At 40.3% G+C, this 22,906-nt stretch carries 21 protein-coding genes; 13 read left to right on the forward strand and 8 right to left on the reverse strand.

The window, feature by feature from the left end; genetic code table 11:
- Positions 1–16: 16 nt before the first annotated feature.
- The gene (locus DUT68_RS12245; protein WP_237088330.1) at positions 17–544 is read right to left on the reverse strand and encodes a superoxide dismutase family protein; all 528 of its coding nucleotides are present in this window, start codon (positions 542–544) and stop codon (positions 17–19) included.
- Between the two features lie 170 nt (positions 545–714).
- Here DUT68_RS12245 and DUT68_RS12250 point away from each other — a divergent pair, with 170 nt between their 5' ends.
- Together DUT68_RS12250 and DUT68_RS12255 are read left to right on the forward strand one after the other, a co-directional pair.
- Positions 715–1,062, forward strand: a complete 348-nt coding sequence (locus tag DUT68_RS12250; protein WP_113638496.1) for a hypothetical protein — start codon at positions 715–717, stop codon at positions 1,060–1,062.
- Positions 1,063–1,205: 143 nt separating this feature from the next.
- Entirely contained in the window at positions 1,206–2,216 is a 1,011-nt protein-coding gene (locus tag DUT68_RS12255; RefSeq protein ID WP_113638497.1) for a LacI family DNA-binding transcriptional regulator, read from the forward strand.
- A gap of 36 nt (positions 2,217–2,252) precedes the next feature.
- Here the strand turns inward: DUT68_RS12255 and DUT68_RS12260 are convergent, their stop codons facing one another.
- A complete protein-coding gene (locus tag DUT68_RS12260; RefSeq protein WP_113638498.1) occupies positions 2,253–3,599 on the reverse strand; it encodes a Gfo/Idh/MocA family protein in 1,347 nt (448 codons plus the stop codon).
- 125 nt (positions 3,600–3,724) lie between these two features.
- On the opposite strand from DUT68_RS12260, the gene DUT68_RS12265 reads away from it, so the two are divergent.
- The 4 genes from DUT68_RS12265 (at position 3,725) to DUT68_RS12285 (ending at position 7,220) form a co-directional block, all read left to right on the forward strand.
- The gene (locus DUT68_RS12265; protein WP_113638499.1) at positions 3,725–4,150 is read left to right on the forward strand and encodes a hypothetical protein; all 426 of its coding nucleotides are present in this window, start codon (positions 3,725–3,727) and stop codon (positions 4,148–4,150) included.
- Positions 4,151–4,271: 121 nt separating this feature from the next.
- Positions 4,272–5,366, forward strand: coding sequence for an MBL fold metallo-hydrolase (locus DUT68_RS12270; RefSeq protein ID WP_198659589.1), 1,095 nt, complete (start codon positions 4,272–4,274; stop codon positions 5,364–5,366).
- 38 nt (positions 5,367–5,404) lie between these two features.
- Positions 5,405–6,160 carry a helix-turn-helix domain-containing protein gene (locus DUT68_RS12275; RefSeq protein WP_237088331.1) on the forward strand — a complete coding sequence of 252 codons (756 nt, stop codon included), beginning with the start codon at positions 5,405–5,407 and terminating at the stop codon, positions 6,158–6,160.
- Between the two features lie 589 nt (positions 6,161–6,749).
- Complete coding sequence (locus DUT68_RS12285; RefSeq protein ID WP_113638503.1) at positions 6,750–7,220, forward strand: hypothetical protein; 471 nt, start codon at positions 6,750–6,752, stop codon at positions 7,218–7,220.
- A gap of 526 nt (positions 7,221–7,746) precedes the next feature.
- Here DUT68_RS12285 and DUT68_RS12290 read toward each other — a convergent pair.
- Both DUT68_RS12290 and DUT68_RS12295 read right to left on the reverse strand, forming a co-directional pair.
- Positions 7,747–8,247, reverse strand: coding sequence for a hypothetical protein (locus tag DUT68_RS12290; protein WP_157960857.1), 501 nt, complete (start codon positions 8,245–8,247; stop codon positions 7,747–7,749).
- A 153-nt stretch (positions 8,248–8,400) separates the two neighbouring features.
- Entirely contained in the window at positions 8,401–8,949 is a 549-nt protein-coding gene (locus DUT68_RS12295) for a hypothetical protein (RefSeq protein WP_113638505.1), read from the reverse strand.
- Between the two features lie 798 nt (positions 8,950–9,747).
- On the opposite strand from DUT68_RS12295, the gene DUT68_RS12300 reads away from it, so the two are divergent.
- From DUT68_RS12300 to DUT68_RS12310, 3 genes are read left to right on the forward strand one after another with little or no spacing between them, the layout of a single operon-like run.
- Positions 9,748–9,993 carry a hypothetical protein gene (locus DUT68_RS12300; protein WP_113638506.1) on the forward strand — a complete coding sequence of 82 codons (246 nt, stop codon included), beginning with the start codon at positions 9,748–9,750 and terminating at the stop codon, positions 9,991–9,993.
- A gap of 9 nt (positions 9,994–10,002) precedes the next feature.
- Complete coding sequence (locus tag DUT68_RS12305; RefSeq protein WP_113638507.1) at positions 10,003–10,413, forward strand: DUF6530 family protein; 411 nt, start codon at positions 10,003–10,005, stop codon at positions 10,411–10,413.
- A gap of 11 nt (positions 10,414–10,424) precedes the next feature.
- Positions 10,425–12,860, forward strand: a complete 2,436-nt coding sequence (locus tag DUT68_RS12310; RefSeq protein ID WP_198659590.1) for a hypothetical protein — start codon at positions 10,425–10,427, stop codon at positions 12,858–12,860.
- Positions 12,861–13,028: 168 nt separating this feature from the next.
- Here DUT68_RS12310 and DUT68_RS12315 read toward each other — a convergent pair whose 3' ends face one another.
- The 4 genes from DUT68_RS12315 to DUT68_RS12330 form a co-directional block, all read right to left on the reverse strand.
- Positions 13,029–14,051: a DUF262 domain-containing protein gene (locus DUT68_RS12315; protein ID WP_113638508.1), complete on the reverse strand. Its 1,023-nt coding sequence runs from the start codon at positions 14,049–14,051 to the stop codon at positions 13,029–13,031.
- A 3-nt stretch (positions 14,052–14,054) separates the two neighbouring features.
- Positions 14,055–15,161, reverse strand: coding sequence for a phosphoadenosine phosphosulfate reductase family protein (locus DUT68_RS12320; RefSeq protein WP_113638509.1), 1,107 nt, complete (start codon positions 15,159–15,161; stop codon positions 14,055–14,057).
- Positions 15,151–17,913 carry a hypothetical protein gene (locus DUT68_RS12325; RefSeq protein WP_157960858.1) on the reverse strand — a complete coding sequence of 921 codons (2,763 nt, stop codon included), beginning with the start codon at positions 17,911–17,913 and terminating at the stop codon, positions 15,151–15,153. Before DUT68_RS12325 ends, DUT68_RS12320 begins: the two co-directional genes overlap by 11 nt.
- 463 nt (positions 17,914–18,376) lie before the next feature.
- Positions 18,377–19,255, reverse strand: coding sequence for a DUF4007 family protein (locus DUT68_RS12330; RefSeq protein WP_113638511.1), 879 nt, complete (start codon positions 19,253–19,255; stop codon positions 18,377–18,379).
- Between the two features lie 778 nt (positions 19,256–20,033).
- On the opposite strand from DUT68_RS12330, the gene mobC reads away from it, so the two are divergent.
- The 4 genes from mobC to DUT68_RS18685 are packed head-to-tail and all read left to right on the forward strand — an operon-like array spanning position 20,034 to position 22,893.
- Positions 20,034–20,441, forward strand: coding sequence for a plasmid mobilization relaxosome protein MobC (mobC, locus tag DUT68_RS12340; protein WP_113638513.1), 408 nt, complete (start codon positions 20,034–20,036; stop codon positions 20,439–20,441).
- A complete protein-coding gene (locus tag DUT68_RS12345; RefSeq protein ID WP_113638514.1) occupies positions 20,426–21,670 on the forward strand; it encodes a relaxase/mobilization nuclease domain-containing protein in 1,245 nt (414 codons plus the stop codon). The genes mobC and DUT68_RS12345 overlap by 16 nt, the downstream gene beginning before the upstream one ends.
- A gap of 10 nt (positions 21,671–21,680) precedes the next feature.
- Entirely contained in the window at positions 21,681–22,691 is a 1,011-nt protein-coding gene (locus DUT68_RS12350) for a YWFCY domain-containing protein (RefSeq protein WP_113638515.1), read from the forward strand.
- Positions 22,651–22,893 carry an HNH endonuclease gene (locus DUT68_RS18685; protein WP_370738883.1) on the forward strand — a complete coding sequence of 81 codons (243 nt, stop codon included), beginning with the start codon at positions 22,651–22,653 and terminating at the stop codon, positions 22,891–22,893. The genes DUT68_RS12350 and DUT68_RS18685 overlap by 41 nt, the downstream gene beginning before the upstream one ends.
- Positions 22,894–22,906: the final 13 nt, after the last annotated feature.

Consider the following 22,906-nt stretch of genomic DNA (forward strand, 5'->3'; position numbering starts at 1 on the left):
TATTCCATAAAGATTTTTATTTAATGGCTGTAATTACGCCGCACCCTATGCGGGGGCCTGAGTTTCCGGTAGGTTGCGTTTCGTAATCATCAATGCCACCATGCACAATAATGCCTCTGCCAATAATGTTGTTGGCTTCATTTTCAGCTACACTCCATCTGTTGGTAGTTACTGATATTTTAGCTTGACCTTTACTATCTAGCGAGATATTCCCAATATCGCCGGAGTGAAAACTTTCAGAATCCCATTTGCCATGCTGCTCATTAGTTGGGTTCCAGTGCCCATGTGTGTTTTCGCCCATGTTACCACAATCGCCATGTTCATGAAAATGTACTGCAACGCTGCTATCCGCTTTTTCCGGCATATTGATTTCGAGGTCCATTTTAATCTTCCCATCAGACATTTCAAAAAACTGTGCTTTACCAATTGCTGCTCCATTTGAAGTAGCATTTAAACTAGCAGTGGCAACTTCCCTATCTTTGGAAGTGCAGCCAAATGCAAAAAAGCAAGAGATTATTAAGGTGTAAAATAGGTGCTGTTTCATCATCAAAGTATTTAAATTCAACATTTTGTTAATTGATTGATAAGCGATTATTTATGTGGCACAATTACAACAACAGGGGTAGCATTTGGTTTGCTTGCATTTAGGTTTAATATGATAAGCTGAAAACTATTCGCCTACATGGTTGTTTTTACTATATAAATTTAACGATTATGGAACAGCCAGTTGAAATGAATACCCTTAGCCAAATCTTAGAGAAACTAAGAAAAAAAGGCATAGATCACGAGTTAAAAATGACCGATCACGGTAAAATGCAATCAAAAGATTTGAACAGAATTTACAGTACCGATGACCTAACCATAGTAAAAACCTATAGGTTCGAAGGCATGTCTGACCCGGCAGATAACTCGGTACTTTATTTAGTGGAAGACAATGATAAGAATATCGGATATATTTTGGATGCCTATGGTGCCTACTCTGACAACGATGGCGCAGCATTTGCAGATTTCCTTAAAAAAATTAATACCGCCGATAGGGATGAGCAGGAATTGTTTAAGTGAGCGGTTGATCAAAAATCTCCCAAAAAATGAATTAACATAGCCCATTAACCTCAAATTAATGGGCTTTTTTATTTCTTAAAGCAAATTTAGGCAAGATTAACTATCTTTAAGGCAGCACCATTTTTGTTAAACCTAACGAGTAAATGAAAAAGCCTGTTACCATTAAAGAGATCGCCAAAAAACTCAATTTATCTTTCTCTACCGTATCCAGAGCTTTGCACCAGCACCGTAGCATAAGCGCAGCCACGCAACAAAGAGTGCGTGAAACTGCCGCGGAAATGGGCTATGAGCCTAATCAAACAGCTATCTTCTTTCAAAAAGGTAAAACTTTTACCATAGGCGTAATACTTCCAGAGCTGGAAGAGGCTTTTTTTGCAGAGGCCATTAGTGCCATTGAAGACATCGCCTATGACAGCAATTATACGTTAATGGTAGCGCAATCACACGATGATGAAAAACGCGAAAAATTGCTCGTCGAGAAAATGAAAAATCATCGCATTGATGGCCTGCTGGTATCGGTAGCGAAAAACACAAATAACTTTGAGCATTTTGAACTACTCAAAAATTATGGCATCCCTATTGTTTACTTTGACAGGATTCCACCGCTTAAAAACATCAACTACGTAGCCAGCAATATTGAAACTGGAAGCATGGAGGCTGTTAACTATCTGTTGAAACGAGGGCATAGAAACATAGGCCTAATCAATGGTCCGCAATCCTTAATTTCTAGCGGGCAGCGAAAAGAAGGCTATATTAAAGCCATGCAAAAAAACAGGTTGAAGTTTGACCCCACTTTTGTGGTGAACTGTGATTTAGGCGAAGCCGGAGCCAATGAGGCCTTGGCAACTTTGGTAAAACACAAGCGCAAGCCAACAGCAATTGTAGGGTTTAACGATTACGTTACCGCCTTTGCCATTAAACAAGCGCTAAAGCTGGGCATTAAAGTAAACGATGATATTGAGTTTGTGAGTTTTTCCAATGCACCAATTACCAAATACATGCAGTATCCACCTTTAGCATCGGTGGAGCAGTTTCCAGCAATACAGGGTCAACGGGCCATCAATACCTTGTTGGATTTAATCAAAAACAAGGATGACAGCGAACAAGGCTGTTATAAAATTGTAATCGAATCGGAACTAAGGGAACATCAATAAGCCAACACAGTAATTGGTTGCTAGAGCTTGTCGACTTTAATAACCGCTATCATCCAAAGCAAAAGTATTTTTTCGCTCCTTCCATTTGCCTTGTGTAAAATCAGGAAATTGTTGCGGCTTGTTCCCCTCTTTTAAGGATTTGGTAGAAAGCGGCGTAATTACACTCATTGTCACTGAATCATACACATCAATTGGTGTTTGCTTTTTATCTCGCACTGCAATCACAAAGGCGTTGAAAACAAACCAATCCATACCACCATGTCCCGCACCAAGCGCATTGCTTTCGTATTTTTTCCACAGCGGATGATCGTATTTCTTGAACCAATCATCGGCCTTATCCCAACTGTGTGGTTTAGTTACGCCTTCAATGTGTACCGATTTATTGACATCCATCCATAAGCCATTAGTGCCTTGCACCCTAAAGCCCAAAGAATATGGACGAGGCAAGTGAGTATCGTGTGTTAACATCACCGTTTCACCGTTGGCACAATTGATTAATGTAGTGGTAACATCGCCGTTTTTATAGTTAATTTTGGCATTGGGATGACCAGGAGACTTAGCTTCAACATAACTTGCCAAGCCTTTTGCCTTCGAGCTAAACGAAACCAGGTTTGTAAATCTGTTTCCTCGGTTAATATTCACGCATTGCATGATGGGCCCAACGCCGTGTGTAGGGTATAAATCGCCATCAACATCAATATTAAATTGCGTACGCCATTGCGCTTCGCTTAAAGCATTTGGCCCAAACTCAACGCCACCACCATAATATTGCTTTCCGTTATTGAAAAGCACTTCTCTTAAGTCGTGCTGATAGCCCCCTTCCAAATGCACCAACTCTCCAAAAACGTTTTGCCTTACCATGTTCAGCGCAGCAAGTACATCACGGCGGTAGCATACATTTTCCAAAGTCATGTAGGGCACTCCTGTTTTTTCAGAGGTACGTACAATATCCCAATGTTCTTTGACTGTTAATCCTGCAATTACTTCGCAGCCTACATATTTTCCTGCATTCATGGCGTAAATAGCCTGCTCACAGTGAAATTGCCATGGTGTAGAAATGATTACCGCATCAATATCTTTTCGATCTAAAAGTGCTTTATAAGCATCTAAGGAGCCAGTGTATTCTTTTGCTGCAGCTTTGCCCGACTTTGCAATGGCAGCTCTACAAATTTTCAACGAGCTTTCCTGAGTATCACAAATGGCTACAATTTCCACATCTTCCCTAAGCAAACCAGCATTGATATGGTTCATCCCTCTAGCTCCCACCCCAATGTAACCTAAACGAACTTTTTGCGTATCTTTTGCGAATAAGCTACTTGATGGCAAAATGCTAAATCCAGCCGATGCAAGTGCACCAGTTTTAATAAAATCTCGTCTTTCCATACATTTGGTTTTGTTTGGTGGTGTAATTTTTGGTTAAATTATAAAAAATGACACATCAAACGCTATGTTGCCCACACATATTTGTTGCGCAAACGTTTGATATTTGCTCGTTGATAAAAAAACCTATGAACAAAACGATTAAACATACTTATCAAATTGCCCACTTTAGCATAGATGTAAGCTTTTGTGAATTCGTGGTAAGCATTGATTTTAGTCCTTATAAACAAACGAAAGACCTACAATTTTTGTACGGTTATAGTCCGCAGTTAATCGCACTAATCCAAGCACAATACCAAGAAATTTTTGGCAAGCAACTTCAAATTAGTGATGACTCTTTTGTGGCCGAAATTTGGGGACATTTATTTGCTTACCGGATAGCAATTTGGGTGAAAAAAAACCTGCAATTTAAGCCAATGCAAAAGCTGGCAAAGTTTGTTGCCTATAGAAGTGGGATTATAGATTGTGGAGAACGCCAAGCAGATAGTAACAGGTGGATTTGGGATTTTCTTGGCAAACTGTTTTTCCAAAAATACAAAACAGTACAACAATGAACTTTTGAACAAAGTGAAATTGAACTTTTAAACAAAGCAACTATCGCTTTTAATGCGCAATTTTGTTTCCGATATTTGATCATAATTAGTGAAAAAAACCTTAAAAATAATTAAATACACAATGTTTGTTTTACTGAGCATAGCAGTTTTGCTAGCTATATCTACCTATTTTTACATGCGGTTGCCAAAATTTGGTAAGGCGCCTAGCGGTAAGCGCTTAGAACGAATGATGCAATCTCCAAATTATAAAGATGGCAAATTTCAGAACATCAGTTATACCCCAAATTTAACAGTAGGCTATTCAATGGTTGGGATTTTGGTGGACATGTTTTTTAAAAAGCATCCCCGACGCAAGCCTGTAGATCCTATCCCTTCGGTTAAAACAGATTTGCTAAATTTACCAAAAGACGCTGACGTATTGGTTTGGTTTGGGCATTCATCGTATTTTATGCAAATCGATGGAAAACGCTTCTTAATTGATCCCGTATTCAGTGGAAATGCATCGCCTTTGCCCGGCACTACCAAATCATTTAAGGGCAGTGATGTTTACGGCGTGAACGATTTTCCGAATATCGATTACTTAATCATTAGCCACGACCACTACGACCATTTGGATTACGAAACTATTGTGGCCCTGCGCAACAAAGTTGGCAAAGTAATTTGCGGTTTAGGGGTTGGCGAACATTTTGAACACTGGGGATATCAAGCTGAGCAGCTTATTGAAAAAGATTGGAATGAAAGTGTACAGCTAGGCGACAACTTCACAATTAATACCGTGCCGGGAAGGCATTTTTCTGGTCGTGGATTCTCTAGAAATAACACCCTGTGGACATCATATGTATTAGAAACTCCTGTAGGCAAAATATTTATTGGTGGTGATAGCGGTTATGATACGCACTTTAAAACCATTGGACAGCGATTTGCCCCTATTGATTTGGCCATTATGGAAAACGGACAGTACAATGTGGCATGGCAAGCCATACATACCTTACCTCACGAAACTTTACAAGCGGCAAAGGATTTAGGTGCTAAAAGGTTATTTCCAGTACACTCTTCAAAATTTATGCTGGCCTTACACGAGTGGGATGAGCCGCTAAAAGAACTGACTAAACTTAACAATGATACCCTACCGCTGGTAACGCCGATGATTGGCGAAGTGGTTGATTTAAAGAACCAGCACCAAACGTTTAAGCAATGGTGGAAAACAGTAAGATAAATACGTCGGGGCAAGCTATAGAACTAACTTCCTGCTATATGGGTCCAGAAATATCTCCAGAACAGTTTATACCGGAGCATATTTTTATGTATTTGGCCAAAGGCGAAGTAGCAGGTTACGATGGCGACTCGAAGTACACCATGAAATCAGGCGAATACTGCTTGATCAGAAAAAATTATCTGGCAAGATATACAAAACAGGAGCTTAATGGTGAATTTGAAAAAGTTGTTGTGGTATTTGACGAAGCCTTCTTGAAAGCTTTTCAGCAAAAGTACCAGATCAATAAAGGCAATACCTTAGCTAAAGGTGCCTTTGTAGAACTAACCAAAACGCAGTTGATTACTAATTTTGTGTATTCTTTAATGCCCTATTACAATGCTGGCCATCAAATTAATGAAGCTTTTGACGTAGTTAAAAGGGAAGAGCTATTGTTAATTTTGCTACAAACAAACCCGCAGTTGGGCGATATTTTGTTTGATTTTGGCATTCCACAAAAAATAAACTTGGAAGCTTTCATGAACAGAAACTACAAGTTCAATGTGGGCTTGGAGCGTTTTGCCTACTTAACAGGAAGGAGCCTTTCTTCGTTCAAAAGAGATTTCCTTAAAATTTTCGCTGATACACCTAGCAGGTGGATTGTTAAAAAGCGACTAAAGGAAGCGCATTTTCTTATCCAAAAGAAGCATCTTAAACCTAGCGAAATTTATCTGGATTTAGGATTTGAGGATCTTTCTCATTTTTCCTTCGCCTTTAAAAAGCTATTTGGATATGCGCCGAGCAAGTTAATTGGTTAAACTTGCCACTTGCGCAAGACTACAACATTCTATTAAAACTTGCACCTTCATGTACTTCAAAAGATAACGCTGAACAGGACATGGAACATAAAAAAGGCTATAAAAGCAAGAACCCACTCAGATAACATGCATATCTTGGATCGGCAATGTAAGGCATTTGCTATCCTGCAAATTGTAATGGTTAATAACTGGAAATCTATCTCTACAACCCTTAAAAACATGAATATCACAAATAGAAGGCATTTGATGAAAGAGCCTAAAGGGTTCGATTTTGTAAAAAATAAATGACATGTGATGTTTTTAGGGCAACTAATTATATTATTGCCAATATAAACCCTACGGTAAGAGCACAAACCATGACAAAAATTAACCTCCAAACAGCTCCCATTGATATTTTCTTTGCTGCTATTAACAATCACAAATTATTCATGTAAGCGTGACAGCGATAACGCCATGTCACAGCTTAACCAAGCACTTATAGGAAGGGCAAAGCAATATTAAGAATGGGAAACCATTCTTTTCCAAGCTAAAAACAGGCAGGTCCTTTCAGCTGAAATCCAACAATTTATTAATAAATATGAGATACCCGATGATTATTTTAAGCATGTTGATATGCAATTTTGTGTTTGGCCAAAGAAAAAATCCGAGTATCGATACATTTATAACGGAAACAATTCTTAAGGGAATGGTCGTTAATAACGGCATTACGTTGAAAAAGGATCATGGCTACTTTTATGCTATCGCATTTTCCTTTGATAAAAATGGAAGAATAGATACCATGTTCCTTTCAAAAAGGCTAGATACAGAAGTAAAAAAAATATTTGCGCTTGATGATTCGTTGCTGAAAAGGATAAAACAATATGATTTGATATATAGTGAGTTCGCCTCAAAAATAGTACTGATGCCATTTTACCACTATAATTCTTCAGACGATGGCGTGTCCTATAAAAGCGGTTTTCTCACTAGTATTGAAAATCTAGTCCCAGAATCCGTTTTAGGCAAACCGCTTATTATCCGTAAACCCATAGTTAACGCTCATATTCCGCGAGCTATTAATTAGCATGGAGGATATCCTAAAAGTGGCCACCTGTTTTTTCAAAGTGGCCACTTTTTTCGCTTGAAAGTGTCCAGTAGAAAGCTTGTTTGATAGTGGTTTGATGTAGTTTAGGGTTAATGCGCCGAACGATATGTTTTAACGATACTGGTCGCTTTATAATCGGTTTTTTTGGGAAGTTTAGATGTAGCTTGTTGATCTAAATTTAAATAGGTTATTTAGTGGTGCCTGAAGTCCTTTGTGCTTCTGCCACGCAAAAGGCTGGTGAGGAAGCTTGGTTGCCTGTCGGATTGGATTAGAGAAATGTAAGTGGTGGATAATGGGTGCGATTGGGATGGAAAACAAAAACTATCAGCTGGAGTGGACAGTTTGGGACAGAATGATTGGCTACTACTGCCAAAATCTACAGCGCAGGCGGGGTTTTACTGCACTAAAACTTATTAGGTGCACAAAGCTTGAATTTAGCACTTCACTGTCATAGAAGTACGAAACTACCGCTTTTGCAAAACGGCTGTTATAGGGCGTTTTATTTCTATATGTCAAGAGCAAATCTAACATTTAGATTTTTCGTTAGGATTAATTTTTCAAGAATATCCTTTGATTTTTTAGTGTTTATAGCTACCAATGCATTTACACATTTCCTTAAAGTAGATTCGTTTTCATCGTCAAACTTTCGATAAATCTTGTCTTCCAATGCTATTTTTAAAAGTGCATCGCAATATCTTTCTTCTTTAAAGTCGCAAACTATTTCAACAATGTCTTCATGTTCTTCGTGCCACGTTTCAAGAATGATTTTATAGAAAATGTCGGAATAGTCCTTGTCCAACACATCTCGAAATGCCATAGCAATAGAAAACTTTAATTTTTGGATATCCTTGTCGGCAACCGCAGATTCTAAAAATTGAAGATTTTCAGTCTTATAGGTTTTATTACTTGTCCAGAATTTTGTTAACATATCTTGCCTTTCAAACGGATTTTCGTTTGTCTTCAGATATGCTGAATATATGTCTGTCAATTCTTTTCTCTTAAACACGGTCTTTCTTAAATGCCCTATAACGGTTTCGGGCTTTGCGTTCGGGCGGGCTTCGGAGAACAAAACTGTCGGCCAGCACTGAACTTGAATAGAAGCACAAAGCTCCAAGTTTGCACGTCATCCCGCCTGACGCAAAACCCGTGTTAGCACCAGTTATTTTCCCGTTAACCTGTTCCATATACTTTTTGGTTTAGTCTTGTCACGGAATTTTTCAACCACTTCGTCTGTCGGTAAGCCAAGATAACGTGTCGCATTATAAGCAACTAAATATTCTTTGTGATTTCTATAATCATTGTGCATTTCTGTAATTCGCTTATCCTTGAAGTCAGGCAAATAATATAAAACGTCAATGAGTTCATATTGGTTAGTTATTCTCGGCATTGTTTCAAGAACAATTTCAATCATTTGTGTGTCTTGACATATTTGAAAAATTGAATGCGCAATAGTCACTTTCATTGAACCTTTGCTTTTGTCTAGCAAGTCATAAAGTTTCGGTAATGCGTCTTTTGATTTTATGTGTCCAAGTCCAACTATTGGCCAATTGTCTTTTAAGCTTGCTAATTTTATAAGTTCAACTTCTGCAATTTTAAGCTCCTCGTTAGTCAAGTTGTCAAGCAGGTCGAGAGGAACGCCGTCTTTTCTCTGTGCCCAAGAGTTAGCTTCCAAAAATTCTTTTCTAAATATGCCGAGATTATTTGTCACTGTCGCCTTGCTATAATTGGTGCTAACTTATAAATTAAGTGTAATAAAACTACATAAAAGTACAAGAACTTGTTGGCTTTATTTAGTAATTATCTATACAATAGAACAGAATGATTGGCTACTATTACCGAAATCTACAAGCAATGCAAGTAGCATGATATATAGCCGTACTAGCCTTAGCCTAAACACACAATTATAAAGAAATATAACATCTAGATACACCTTACAAGAACGCCTTAACAAATTAAAACTGGTTGCAATTTCGGCTAAAAAGCAAAAACCCACTCAGATGATCTCTAAGTGGGTTTTTTGCGGTCCGGACGGGACATTGAAAATACCCTTCAGACCTATTTAAACATCGTTTTTCTTGGAATGCTCACCAGATGCTCACCCAAAAGCCACAACTAATTGACTGTCTATGAATTACATCAAATATACTAAAAAATGCCAAAAGTCAAGGAGAAATTGACATCTTGTATTTGTTCTGAGCAATAAATCAATATATAAATATTTCAGCAAATAAAAAAGAGCTTACACTTCTTGCTAGCCATATCTAGATTTAGAAGATTCTCCTCAAGCTGATCAGCTCTTGAATATTAAAAAAATATAAGTAACTTGTGATGAAGATTGAGCCTATTTTCTTTTTTTAATTAAGGCTATTAACAGATTAGATTTAACATTGTCGAATAATGTGCGTTCTCAACCCTACACATTTCCTTCAGTTGAACCTTCATATTAATAGCATTGCATAAACTTGATGCAATAGTTTTGATCTTGACCAAATACAAAAAGGAATTAATGACAAGCACCAAGAACACCATTAAGCTGCATGAGGCAATCGCTATTATTCTTCTGAACCTCCCAGGAAGACGTGCCTCGTTTGACACGATAGCAACTGAGATCGAAAAGAGAAACCTTTTCCCCAACAGGGCTGGTAATATCCCGCTTGCCAAACAGATTAAGCTGCGTAGTGCAATCAAGTCGAGCAGATACCTAAACACCTGGTTTGAGATAGCCTCCAACACGGAAATAAGATTAATTTAAGCACCATTTATGAGTATACCTAAACATTTAAGCCATAAACCAATCATAGGCGTTGACAATTACGACAAAATAGACAGCTTCTATGTCGGCAATACAGACGTTGAAGCACTTTCAATAGGCAATGCACAATATGACCATGATGAAATCTCTCTTAAAGTTTGGAGACGAGTTAGCAACAGGTGGAGCAGACAGAGCGAGGAGCTTCCTATCCATAGGAATCTAGATTTGAACATATTATTTCTTGCCGCACTACTTACTGATGTCAAATCCAATTATCCAAAATCTAGCTTGAGAGAAGAAATTGTAAATGAACAAAGGGTAGAAGAAATTAGGGACTATTATGAGAAAAATGAAAATAAGCTGAGGCCAAGACTTTTGGAACTCAAGAAAATACTCGACCAATTTCTATCATTAACCTAATCTGCTCTAACATGACTTCTCAAGAACTTTTCTTTTTATTATTCAATTGCCATACCGAAGATGAACTAGAAAAAGTCATAAGCTCGAACACAGACCTATTCCAATCTTCCAACTGGCATCCGCTTGGAGGCAATGAAAACAACTATGGTGTCATAGAAAACCAGCAGGCTTCTCCCATTGCCGCCCTAATCGAGAAAATTACCAATTCGGTGGACGCCACTTTGATGAAGAAATGTTATGAGGCCAGTATTGATCCAGTTTCTGAAGAGGCTCCTAAAACCATGGAACAGGCAAGAACGATATTTTTCCCCAAGTACAGGGATTGGGATTTGACAAGCCATAGAAAAGCGCAGGCTAAGGAAATACAGATACTGGCAGATGGACCAAGGGGCAACACATCTCTTACCATCTATGATAATGGGGAAGGGCAGCATCCTGAAAATTTTGAAACCTCATTCCTATCCCTGCTTCGCGGCAACAAAAATGAAATCCAGTTCGTTCAGGGAAAATATAACATGGGCGGAAGCGGTGCGATTGTTTTCTGTGGAAAGAAAGGGTATCAACTGATTGCCTCACGAAGATTTGACAAAACCGGAGATTTTGGTTTCACGCTGACTAGACAACATCCACTAACAAAAGAAGAGCAGGGCAGAAAGAAAAACACTTGGTACGAATTTTTAAAGCTTGAAGGAAAAATCCCCTCTTTTGCCATAGATAAATTAAACCTTGGTCTCCATGAGACTTGGTTTGAAACGGGCAGTATACTCAAACTATATTCTTACGACCTTCCCTCCGGAAGCCGTTCGGTAATCTCCAGAGACCTCAATCAAAGTATCAATGAGTACCTTTTTGAACCCGCACTACCAGTACTCACTGTTGACCGCTTGTATCGCTATCCCGATGACAGGAACTTGGAAAGAGATCTCTTCGGATTGAAGAGACGCCTCGAAGGTGACGACAACAAATATATCGAAGACTATTTTTCTGAAGATTATCACGAACAGGAGATTGGGAAATTCAAGGTCACCTGTTACGTATTCAATACCAAAATAGATGATAAAAATGTAAAAGAGACGAAGGAATCTATCCAAAGGGAATTCTTCAAAAACAATATGTCTGTCGTTTTCTCCATGAACGGGCAAGTACACGGTCATTTCACCTCCGAATTCATTTCAAGATCGTTGAAATTTACACTGTTGAGGCACCATCTTCTTATTCATGTAGACTGTACACACATGGAATATGATTTTAGAAAAGATCTCTTTATGGCTTCTAGGGATAGGCTGAAAGAAGGCGACCACACCACCAAGCTACGTAAATTCCTTACTTCAAAATTAGGCGGCACCAAAGGCAGGCTTGCCGAGATAGAAAAACGTAGACGAGATACCATATCCGTCGATTCCAAAAATACCCAGGAGATGCTGAAATCTTTCTCCAAGAATCTTCCAATGGATAGCAACCTGATGAAGCTGCTCAACCAAGCCTTTAAGCTAGACATCAAAGACGACAAGCCTAAAAAGAAGCCTGATGTACATAAAACAAAGAAAATAGAGCAGGAGGCTTTCAGACCACAACGTTTCCCCTCTTTTCTCAAAGTGAAATCACCGTCGGACGGTGGTAGAAAGTGTATCAACCTACCAAGAGGGCAGGAAAAGACTATCCATTTCAAGACAGACGTAGAAAACCACTATTTTGATCGAGTAGAAGAGCCGGGAGAGTTCACCATTGGGCTGGTAAGTTATACTGCAAAAGAAAATCAAAATACCGGTGGGGATAAAGCTGGTGTAGAGGAACAGATAGAGGATGTATTTAACATCAATACCTCCAGTCCTCATGATGGTACCATCCGTCTAAACCTAACCACCAATAATGAAGTGAAGGTTGGTGACGAGATTGAACTGAAAGCCACACTGACTGGCCCTGGAGAAGATTTGGAGGAACTATTCTGGGTAAAGATTGTAGACCCAGAAGCCAAGAAAGAGACCACCAAAAAAGAAGAAGAAGCAGAAGAAGACAACATCGGACTTCCCCCATTTGTATTAGTTTACAAGGAAAAAAAGGATGATTACTCCACTTGGGATGAAGTAGAAGAAGGTCTGGATGACAAAGTCGACTACGACGTGGTCATGATTCCACAGGTGAGCGGAGATAATGTGGATAAAATAGTAATTAACATGGACAGCCATGTACTCAAAAACTTTAAATCCAACTGTAAAAGTCAGGATCAGCTGGAAATCGCAGACAAAAAATACATCTCCTCGGTATACTTCCACACCTTGTTCCTGTATACTATTACCAAGAACAGAAAATATACCATCTACCAGACAAAAGAACACGAAGAAGAAGTGGATTTGGGAATTTATCTGAAAGACCTATTTTCTAGTTTTTACTCAGAATTTATCCTCAACTTCGGAACTAACGATTTGTTACAAATGGTAGGTGAATGAAGAATATGAATTCTACCGCACACATTTGACTAACTTTTAGAAAACAACAATAAAAATTGCTTTTCAGTTGAATTAAAAGCCAGATTTAAGATATAATAAATATTATGTAGGAATATAAGTTTCAAACGGCTAAGGTCTTAAAAAAACTCTAGCCGTTTTTTGAAATCGCTACAATAATAATTTTGCATCTAAAACTTGTAATCTCCTATCGATATTGGTCTTAATGGCCCCGTCTTTGTTAAAGGCATTTATATACTTATACAGTTCAGGATCAAAACTTCCACCATCTTTATCTAATAAAATTTGAGGTTTACTTGTATGATTTTTACGGTCATCTTCAAATTTCTTAAAACTAGCTGAAAGATTTTTAACATTAATCTTCTCTCCCTTTTCTATTTTTTTAGAAATAAAATTCATTACATCAACAAATGCCCATTTATTCCTAAAGTAGCCAGGTATTTGAGCATTTACCTTGTTTAATATATCTAAGCTGGCTTTCAATTTAGCGACTAATTCTTTAACTTCATCAACAGCATCTTCCTCACTAAGTTGCACATATAATTCGCTCATAGCTTTTGCTTTCAAGTCCTTATTGTTTTGGTAAAAAAATAAAGCAGCCGCGTGATCCAAGTATTCTTGATGCTTAAATCTTTTATCTACAATTTTTGAAGAAGCAAAAAATGGATTTGAAAGAAGTTTCTTTAATTCAGCACCTAAAATACTAGGGATGGCGTTCCTTAACTCAGCCGGATTTAATATTACACCTTGTTGCAGTCTTGCAAACAATTCATTTATTTCCGGCTCGGTTGCATCATAAATTTCGGAAAAGGAAAGCTCAAAATTTAAAATGATGTCACGAATTTCTTGTGATAATTCAGAAAATGTCAAACCATTTAATTTAACATCACCAATTTTAGTCTCTCCTAGTTTATAAATATTATCGACAAAATCCCAAATAGCACGCATACGTTGCTGCCCATCAGTCACTTCAAAAATATAACCAGAAGGATGATCTTCAAATCTCCTTAAATAAAATTTAGGAAGATCAAAACCTTTAATAATAGAGTCAACTAGTTTTTGTTTTCTTGACAAAGTCCAAACTTCAGTCCGTTGGTACTGAGGCTTAGGATTTATTGATTTTCTTTCATCAACTAAATCTTGGATTCGCCAAGTTAAATTTTGTTTTTTCATATTCTATACAAAGCAAGCTAAACAACCGTCTTCCTCTGCGTCTAAAATATCAATCAATTTGTTAGAGCGATAGTTTCGAGCAGCGTTTTGTTGTTTGGTTAAAAATTCTTTTTTTATTTGTTTAATACGTTCTGGGTTAATCAATTCTTCCAATCGTTCATCCTGCATCCAAGTATAACCATCCTTTTCATATTCCATTGCCAAAAAGAACTTAGCGGGGTTCTGTTCATAGAGCCATACCCATTCAATTTTTCGTTGAAAAAAGCAGAAAAAGCATCCCGAGCGGCTACGGTTATATTTTCCCTGTTTGCCGTTGACCTCATAGGGAATTTCTTCGTAATAAGCAGGAACCCCAACTCCGCTTTCACGCAATATCCTAAAAATATCATCACGGACCAATATAGACTCATTATCCAATAATGGAAAATTGTCCACCAAAGCAATAGGCAACTGACTATTCTTTAAACTTTGGAATGTAGCATGGTTAAATTCCTTGATGCCCAGCCCCAGTAGCGCTTTTAGCTTTTGATTCTGGGTATAGCCCATACGCAGAGGAGTTTTGATAATATCTACCGCTCTTTGGTAAAGGTTTTTGGTCAAAAGCCCCTTGTATAAATCCAATAGCTGTTTTTGGTTATCAGCAGCCAATACCTTACCTACGACCTCTTCGCTCCAAATATTTTCCCTGAAAGGGAAAATCGATTGCACATGGGGCTTGGTAGAAATATAGCCTTCCCGATCCTCATCACCACGGATTCCGACATAGGAAATCACCGGGGTATCACCTATATAATTCTCGAAAGGTTCAATCTTAAGCTTTTGTGTACACCAGCGGGCATTGGACGAAGGCAGATAGCCGCCAAATAACTGATGATAAAAATCAAATGGGTTATCTTGGTCGGCCTTCTTAGCATCGAGCTTCTTGATAGTCACCCCAAGTTTTGACTCCAAATTATCGATCAATTGGTAGGTTTCATCCAATTCCTTGCCTGTATCGCACGTATAGAACTCTATATCCATTTGAGGATATAGCTCCTTCATGTAAATGGCCAGTGCAGCACTGTCCTTACCTCCAGAAATACCTAACACATGTCTGACACTATTCTTCATTTTCCAATGTCTGCTTCAACAGTTTAGCTAATATAGCAATTTTTGTATTTCTATTCTCTGTTTCCATCATACCGGACAATCCGGCTTCCAACTGTTGAAAGTTGGGGTCTGCATTTCTAGGCAAACGCACAATCCGCTGGTTCACGGTACTTCCTGGAGCAGTTAGTTCAAATTTGAACACTTCTTCCTGTTCCAGATTAATATTCTGCATGGCCATGTCATTCAAATTGTCAAGCTCATGTATCAGGTTCAAGAAACGCTCCTGTAACTGGTCGACCTCCTTATCCGTAATCTGATCCAACGTCTTGCCCACGGTAGCCTGCGCTACGGAAGAAAGCCAAGCAGCCCTATCATCCAAGGGCGAGCATAGTCGATCATAAAAGGTTTTCTGATAGGGCAGCAACAGGTATTGTTTCAAGGCACCTTGGTAACGTTGGCGCAATTGCGCCTTATAATCGGCAAAAGCGTTATTGTTATTCCATAAAGAATTGATGATCCCCTCAAACCTGCTCAATAATTCTTCGTAAGCGTTTCGTAGCTCTCTGATAGCCTCCTGAAGATCTATACTGAATTGCTTCAATAATTCTGGATTATTGCTGAGCTGTATCAAGTCATATCCCAAACCACTGGGCAAATCCTCAAAAAAAAGCTTCTCTGGTTCCGTTGCATCTGTCAAGGCCTTCCTCACCAACTGTGCCTTTCTGCTTACATTCCTGGTCTGTTTAACATAGGGCTTTAAGTCCCTGTAAAACTTAAAGAACGGAATGATAGTTTTGATAAAGGTCTCATTGGAGGTTCTATTTGTTTCAGTAAGCGACAATAAGTCGCGATATTGATTGAACAGACGTACTTTGATCCCATCGGTATCGAATGCCTTGATACTGTACTGATGCGGATTTTTGACCAACAGCTCCAACACCTCCGTATCGATTTCTGGAATAAAGCCATTTTGTCCATACAGCGCAAAACTATCTGTTTTCATCAAGAGATAGATGGGAATCCAGCAGTCCAAAAAGCCTTTTTTCAATTTAAATGGCGCCAGTTGAAGATGTTCATAAAACTCTGATACGGTACGCCTTGCACCCACGGTGGTTTCGATAAAAGCCTGACAAGCCACAAACAATGGCCTAAAGGCATACTCATCTTCCTCATCCTCGGCAATCTCCCTCAAGATCCATCCTTCCTCCGTCAGACGATGTATGCCCGTCTCCCTAAGTAAAGAAAGATAGATTGCCCTTTGCGGTGGAAAACCGGTAATACCAAGTCCCTCTTCATTTTCATGATTGATGATCGCCTCCAACAATGCTTTACGGGCAGTTGAAATCGCAACAGAAAGCTTTGTACGGTTAGCCAACTCACTCTTGAATATCGGTGTTGACGGATAAACCTCGTCCACAATATTAGAAAGGAAAGAATTCAGTTCCCTACTATTTTCAAAAGTGATATTTCTTCCCGCGTAATACCAACGAACAGATTCCGGATCATAAAAGCCCTCATAAAGAAAATAATTGAGCAGACTTTTCTGGATGTCTATAATCGCGCCCAACTCTCTTTGGATAATCTTGTCCGAAGCGTATTTTGCCCTTGCGATTTCCGCCTTCTCGATTTCTTCGATACAATGTCGTATATCATCAACCCTTAAGAAGTGGGCGTAGATTACCGCTTGGTTCTGTGATGCCGATTCCCTAAGGATGCCAGCTGCCGTAACGTTAGGACTGAAGACTAGGTTAATATACCCATCTACCTGACCACTAGGTTGTGATGCTCTGTAAAGGTCATCCGTAATCTTATATTCAAATACTCTTGGTGTACCTCTTTCGTAATAGGCCCGTTTTGCCGAAACTGGAGCCAACGGTAAATAGCCATTTAGGAAACCCACAATATTGTTTGCCCTGCTAATTTCCTGACCAGCCTCGTTTATCGCATCCTCAATATTTACCAGGGTGGTTTCAGAGTAGAAAAAGCGGCGGGAATACCTATTATAACCCAATAGGTTTCTTTTCTCCAAATTTTCGATGGCCTGACCTACGCCCCTAAGTTTTGAAGTAAGCTCAATATAGGCGACGATAAAGTCTTTATCCAACTTGGCGCCAGCATGACTGAAAATATTGAGCAGACCAATGGTCTTGATCAAGGTGCTGTAAAGCATATGCTCTTTATCCTCTACTTCACCTTCCACCCGCTCAAGGGCATTCTTGATTTCCGCCCACTTGGTATGATGGATATTCGACTTAGAGCCTAGAAATGAATAGAGATTGTAGCTAAGGTAATCGTAGATATTAGCGACACCGTAGAAATTTTGACGTTCAGCATCAAATTCATCGAGGCCATAGAAACTATCCGTATTCAAAAAGGTAAAGAGCGAACGCTCATTTTGGCCATATTGTTGCAGTGCAAGTGCCAATACGCTTCCAGACAATAAGTCCAATGGCCAGATTTTCTTGGCCATTTCTTCCTCAAAGTAATCCCTTAGGGGAAAGGCATTGGACTTTCCGATGATGTCTATCAATTGCCTTATATGGCCGATATTCTCTTTTTGTGGCCTTCCCTCAACTACACGACTGGCCAAAAGCAAGAGCTGTTCCACAGGTTCATTAAAGGTAAGCTCTTTAAAACGTCCCTTAACTTTGGTCCACTCATTCCGTTGGGTGGCATTCAACGATATCGCATATGCGGAAAAATCCTGATGCAGCGTGGTAATAAACGCGACCTCATGACCAGCATTGTTGACCAATTCCGCTATCTGCTGCAAAAAGTAAAGTTCCTTTTCCGCGCTATGACGTGAAGCATATTCTAGAAACTTCCCGAATTCGTCGATCAGGAAGATAAAGCCCCTTCCTTTGGCATTAGCTTCTACAATCCTAGTTTCCAGCGCCTGCACAATAATAGAGGGTTTCATCTTCGAAACACCTATAATTTCAGCGACGCTATCAATGACAGAATCATAGCTTCCGACCAATTTCAATATCTCAAAGCTTGAAAAGCGCATCCAGTCCTCACGTTCCACGAATACCTTTTCTTCGTTGACATGATAGGCCAGAGCATTAAGAAAAGTCGATTTACCAGTGCCATAGGCACCAATCAGATTGAACGACCTTATACCTGCAACATAACTCCTGATGAGCGAATCAAATACCTCCTGTGCATTCGGGGTAACGATATAATCCGCTACCTCAAAGTTGTTCAGCAGTATATTTTGGGATGGAGAAAAATGTTTAACCATTATAGTATCCTTCTAAAAATATGTCTTTTTCCAGTTCCTGCCGAATCTGTAGCACCCTATTCCCGGCAGTTTCATTATATACAAATTGCGTAGGAAACGCTTGGGCCAACTCGATCAGTTTGTCCTCCAGGCCCTTTTCGGTGATACAAAAAACATTCCCTGGGGAATTTATACCTTCCAATAAGTCCTTGAATGCAATAGTACCTACCTGACCTCCATAAACATCTACAATCACATAGGCCAAAATGGCCAATGGAAGTTCTGTCCTGTTTCCCCTAACTACGCGAAACCATTGTACGATGTTCTTGCCTTCCGTATCCAGTTTACTGAACGGACGGACCAGGTTCAGTTCAATCAACAGATTAGCAGTCTCCTCTTCTACATCAGTCTTACCATCATCTGCACGATTATAAGTTCGCAGGAAAACATTCGCATCAGCATCATAGGTCTTATCACTAAAATGCTTTAGCCCTGCCTCTTCTGTCTTACGCTTCAGGAAAGCAATCAGTTGAGGTTTGGTAAACTCGTTCTTCTCTTTCAGAAACTGGTTAAAAAAACTATTGAAAATAAAAACCCGCTGATTTTTGATGATCGAATAATGTAGTAACCAGAGGCTGGCCGTGTCTTCCAGATATGGATCGGCACCAGCCAATAGAAAGTGGCCAAATTCTGTCAACTGGTCCGCTTCATCGATAATATTAAAGCCCCTTAACCAAAACTTGATCGAGGTGGTCATGTTCTTTCCAACCCCCAGATGTACAACGGCGTCTTCGTCGGAGAAGGAACGTTCAGCAATTAAATGCTCATATCCCTTCTTCAGCCAAAATTGCCTACAAACAAACGTCTCATGACCACTAAAACCTATTTTCATACTTAAATATCCACATTTACCTACCTAAAAAAAAGCACCCGAAACCTAAAGTTATCCACATTTGCAAAAACCTGAATATCAATGTTTTAAAAACATACCAGTTTCAAACTAAATTTAACCGTGTTAACAACTAAAAAGAGCCATTTTGAGAAGTCATTGGTATCTTTATCCTATAAATAAGGGAGCGATTAACTCCCTTATCAGCTTAATAGAAAAAACAATATTCCCGCAGGGATATTGGTAATTCAAATTCCTCGGAAGATAGGTTTTCCGGGGAATTTTTGTTTAGGCAAAACTAAGCTAATTTTTATTCCCATTTTCAAGGATCGTGTAAAAGTTTCACATATTTCACAATCTGAAATTTAAAACTTCCAATTGGTCTAACCCTACGTACCTCATTTGACCAAGACCACCCTGTGCACTTTTGAAAAACAAAAGCGTACAACCATGACAAAGACCCAAAAAATACCCAGCTACGGTAAACCCCAACTCAAAACCAAGCGCATCCGCATCAACCCCCGCTGTAAGATACGGAAACTGCTCCAATCATTTGCTCCGCCCCGGAGCACCAAAACGCTCAAAGAGCAACAGCGTTAAAACCAACCTTCATTAACCACCAACCCACCGTTCTAAAACACCGACCAACAGGCCGCACCTTTAACACCCCAGTGTTTTGCAAGATGTATTTTCGCATGCGCGAAAAAAATCTTGCCGCCCTTGAGGTCGGGGGATTTGCTCGGAACTCGCAAATCCTTGGAACACCCAAAAGTGACAGCCCATGCCAAGAAAAAAGCAGGAAAACGAGGAAGAAATACTGAGCCGCAACCTCATCGTAAGGGTGAGCCAGCAGCAATTCAACAGACTTGAAAAACTACGCAGGGAATCGGGCCACCAGACCATCGCCGAAATCGTGCGCAGGATACTCTCTGGAAAGAAGCTCCACCTGTTCTATACAGACACCACCATAAACGCACCGATGGAGGAACTCGCTGGTATACGCAGGGAACTCAAGGCCATCGGCATCAACATCAACCAGATCACCCGAACCTTCAACACCGACAAGGAAGGCAGCCAGCGCCAGCAGTACATCCTACAAGTCGCCAGTCTCTATCAAAAAGTCGATACAAAAGTAGAAAGACTGCTAACGCTCATCACCAAACTCGCCGAAAAATGGTTACAAGGATAATCAGCGGACAGAGCATCCGCGGACTGCTCATCTATAACGAGAACAAGGTGGCAGAGATGCAGGCCAGCCTGATCATGGCCAGCGGCTTTGCCATGGACATCGATGGGCTCGACTTTAGGGGCAAGCTCAACCGCTTCGAACACCTCACCCAGTTAAACCAAAGGGTAAAGACCAATGCCCTGCACATCATGCTCAACTTTGACAGGAATGACAAAGTGGACACCCAAAAGTTCCAACAAATCGCCCAGCGCTACATGGAGCGCATCGGTTTCGGCGAGCAGCCCTTTCTAGTCTACCACCACAAGGACGTCAGCCATCCGCATATCCATATCGTGACCACCAACATCCAGCCCAATGGCAAACGCATCGACATCCACGGCATTGGAAGGACGCTATCGGAAACAGCAAGAAAGGAACTGGAAACAGAATTTGGCCTCATCAAGGCAGAGGGCAGGAACAAGAGTGAGGTACTTGCGGTCAAGGCCATTGATATTGAAAAGGTCATCTATGGGAAGGTACCGACCAAACGGGCCATCTATAACGTGGTATCGGAAGTCATGCGCAGCTATAAGTTCACTTCCCTTGCCGAATATAACGCCATCTTAAAACAGTTCAACGTCACGGCCGACCGTGGGAAAGAGGACACGCTGATGTTCGAAAAACGGGGACTCATCTATTCGCTGACCGATAGCAAGGGCAACCGAGTGGGTATTCCCTTTAAGGCGAGTGCATTGGCTACCAAGCCTACCTTAAAAGAAATAGAAAAGAAATTCGAGCGCAACAGGGAAAAGCGCAAGCCCTATAAAGAAAGCATTGCCCGGCGCATCGAATGGGTATTCGGTGGTTACGATAGCATTACGAAAAACACATTCATGGCAGAGCTACAGAAACAACATATCGGCGTGGTGTTTAGGCAGAACGAGCAGGGCTTTATCTATGGTGCCACTTTCATCGACCACCGTACCCGCTCGGTCTTTAACGGCAGTGATTTAGGCAAAAGCTACGGCGCAAAGGCATTGACCGAACGTTTTAGCAGTACTGACCACAAAAAGACCTATCTCAGACCGGTCAGACCACAAACCACCTACCTAAGCAACAACAAACCTACCCGTTATCTTGCCCCTATTGCTCCGAACAGGTATCTCAAAGAGATCATAGCACCTACATCGCCCAATGAACCGACCATGCCCCGCAGAAAGAAGAAAAGAAAAAAAGGACTACGCATTTAAACTAAAAATCATGAATACCGGAGAAGATATACAGGCCCTGCGCAAGATTGCCGATTTCACCAGGCTCATCAGTGTGTTTATACTGGCCATCCATTTTTACCTCTGCTGTTATCTGGCCTTCAAGCAATGGGGCTGGACCGCGGAAATTACCGACCGCATTATGGCAAATATTGCCAAGACTGGTTTGTTCAACAGTATCCTAAAACCTAAACTCGCCAGTCTGCTCTGCCTAGCGATTTCCCTAGTGGCCATTTCGGGCAGAAAGGACGAGAAGATACAGCTCAGGCCCATTATCGCCTACCTGCTGAGCGGACTGATACTCTATTTCATCAGCGTGCTCTGTTTCTATCTGAACGGCAGTCCGAGCATCATTGCCATAAGCTACATCACCCTCACCGCTACGGGCTACATGCTCATACTCACGGGCGGCGGCCTGCTGTCAAGGCTCATCAAGGAAAAACTAAAAAAGGACATCTTCAACACTGACAACGAAACCTTTCCGCAGGAAGAGCGGCTACTGGAAAACGAATACTCGGTCAACCTGCCCACCAAATACCGCTTAAAAGACGAACAAAGGGACAGCTGGATCAACGTTATCAACCCCTTCCGTGGGATGCTCGTAGCGGGAACGCCCGGTGCGGGAAAGTCCTATTTCGTCATCCGCCACATCATCGACCAGCACATCCGCAAGGGCTTTTCGATGTTCCTCTATGATTTCAAGTACGACGACCTCTCCAGGATCGCCTACAACAAACTGTTGAAGTACAAAGATAACTACGAAATAAAGCCCTCTTTTTACATCATCAACTTTGTACAAAACCTATGCTATGAAATACCAAACCTCCATTTACAAAGAAAAGCGGAAGCACGATATCAATGGTGTGTTTACCATCCTCTACAAAGACAAAGATGGAAAACAACGCTATTGTCGATTTCACAACACTGGTTTCAAACGCCAAAAACTGGCACGTGGTGGATACGTGGACAACATTCCAAGGACTGTCACCAAAACAGGTGGTAGAAATAGCCTCATTACGAGGTTGCAGAACAAGGTTTGTGAACTATGTGGGGCTACCGAGAATCTCGAAATGCACCACATACGCAAACTGAGCGACCTGAAAGGAAAACAGGATTGGGAGAAAAGAATGATTGCAAGAAAAAGAAAAACATTAGCAGTATGTTCAAAATGTCATTACAAAATACACGCAGGAAAGTTAGACTGAATAAATTGTTCGG

The organism is Pedobacter zeaxanthinifaciens, assembly GCF_003313335.1.
Classification (GTDB): domain Bacteria; phylum Bacteroidota; class Bacteroidia; order Sphingobacteriales; family Sphingobacteriaceae; genus Pedobacter; species Pedobacter zeaxanthinifaciens.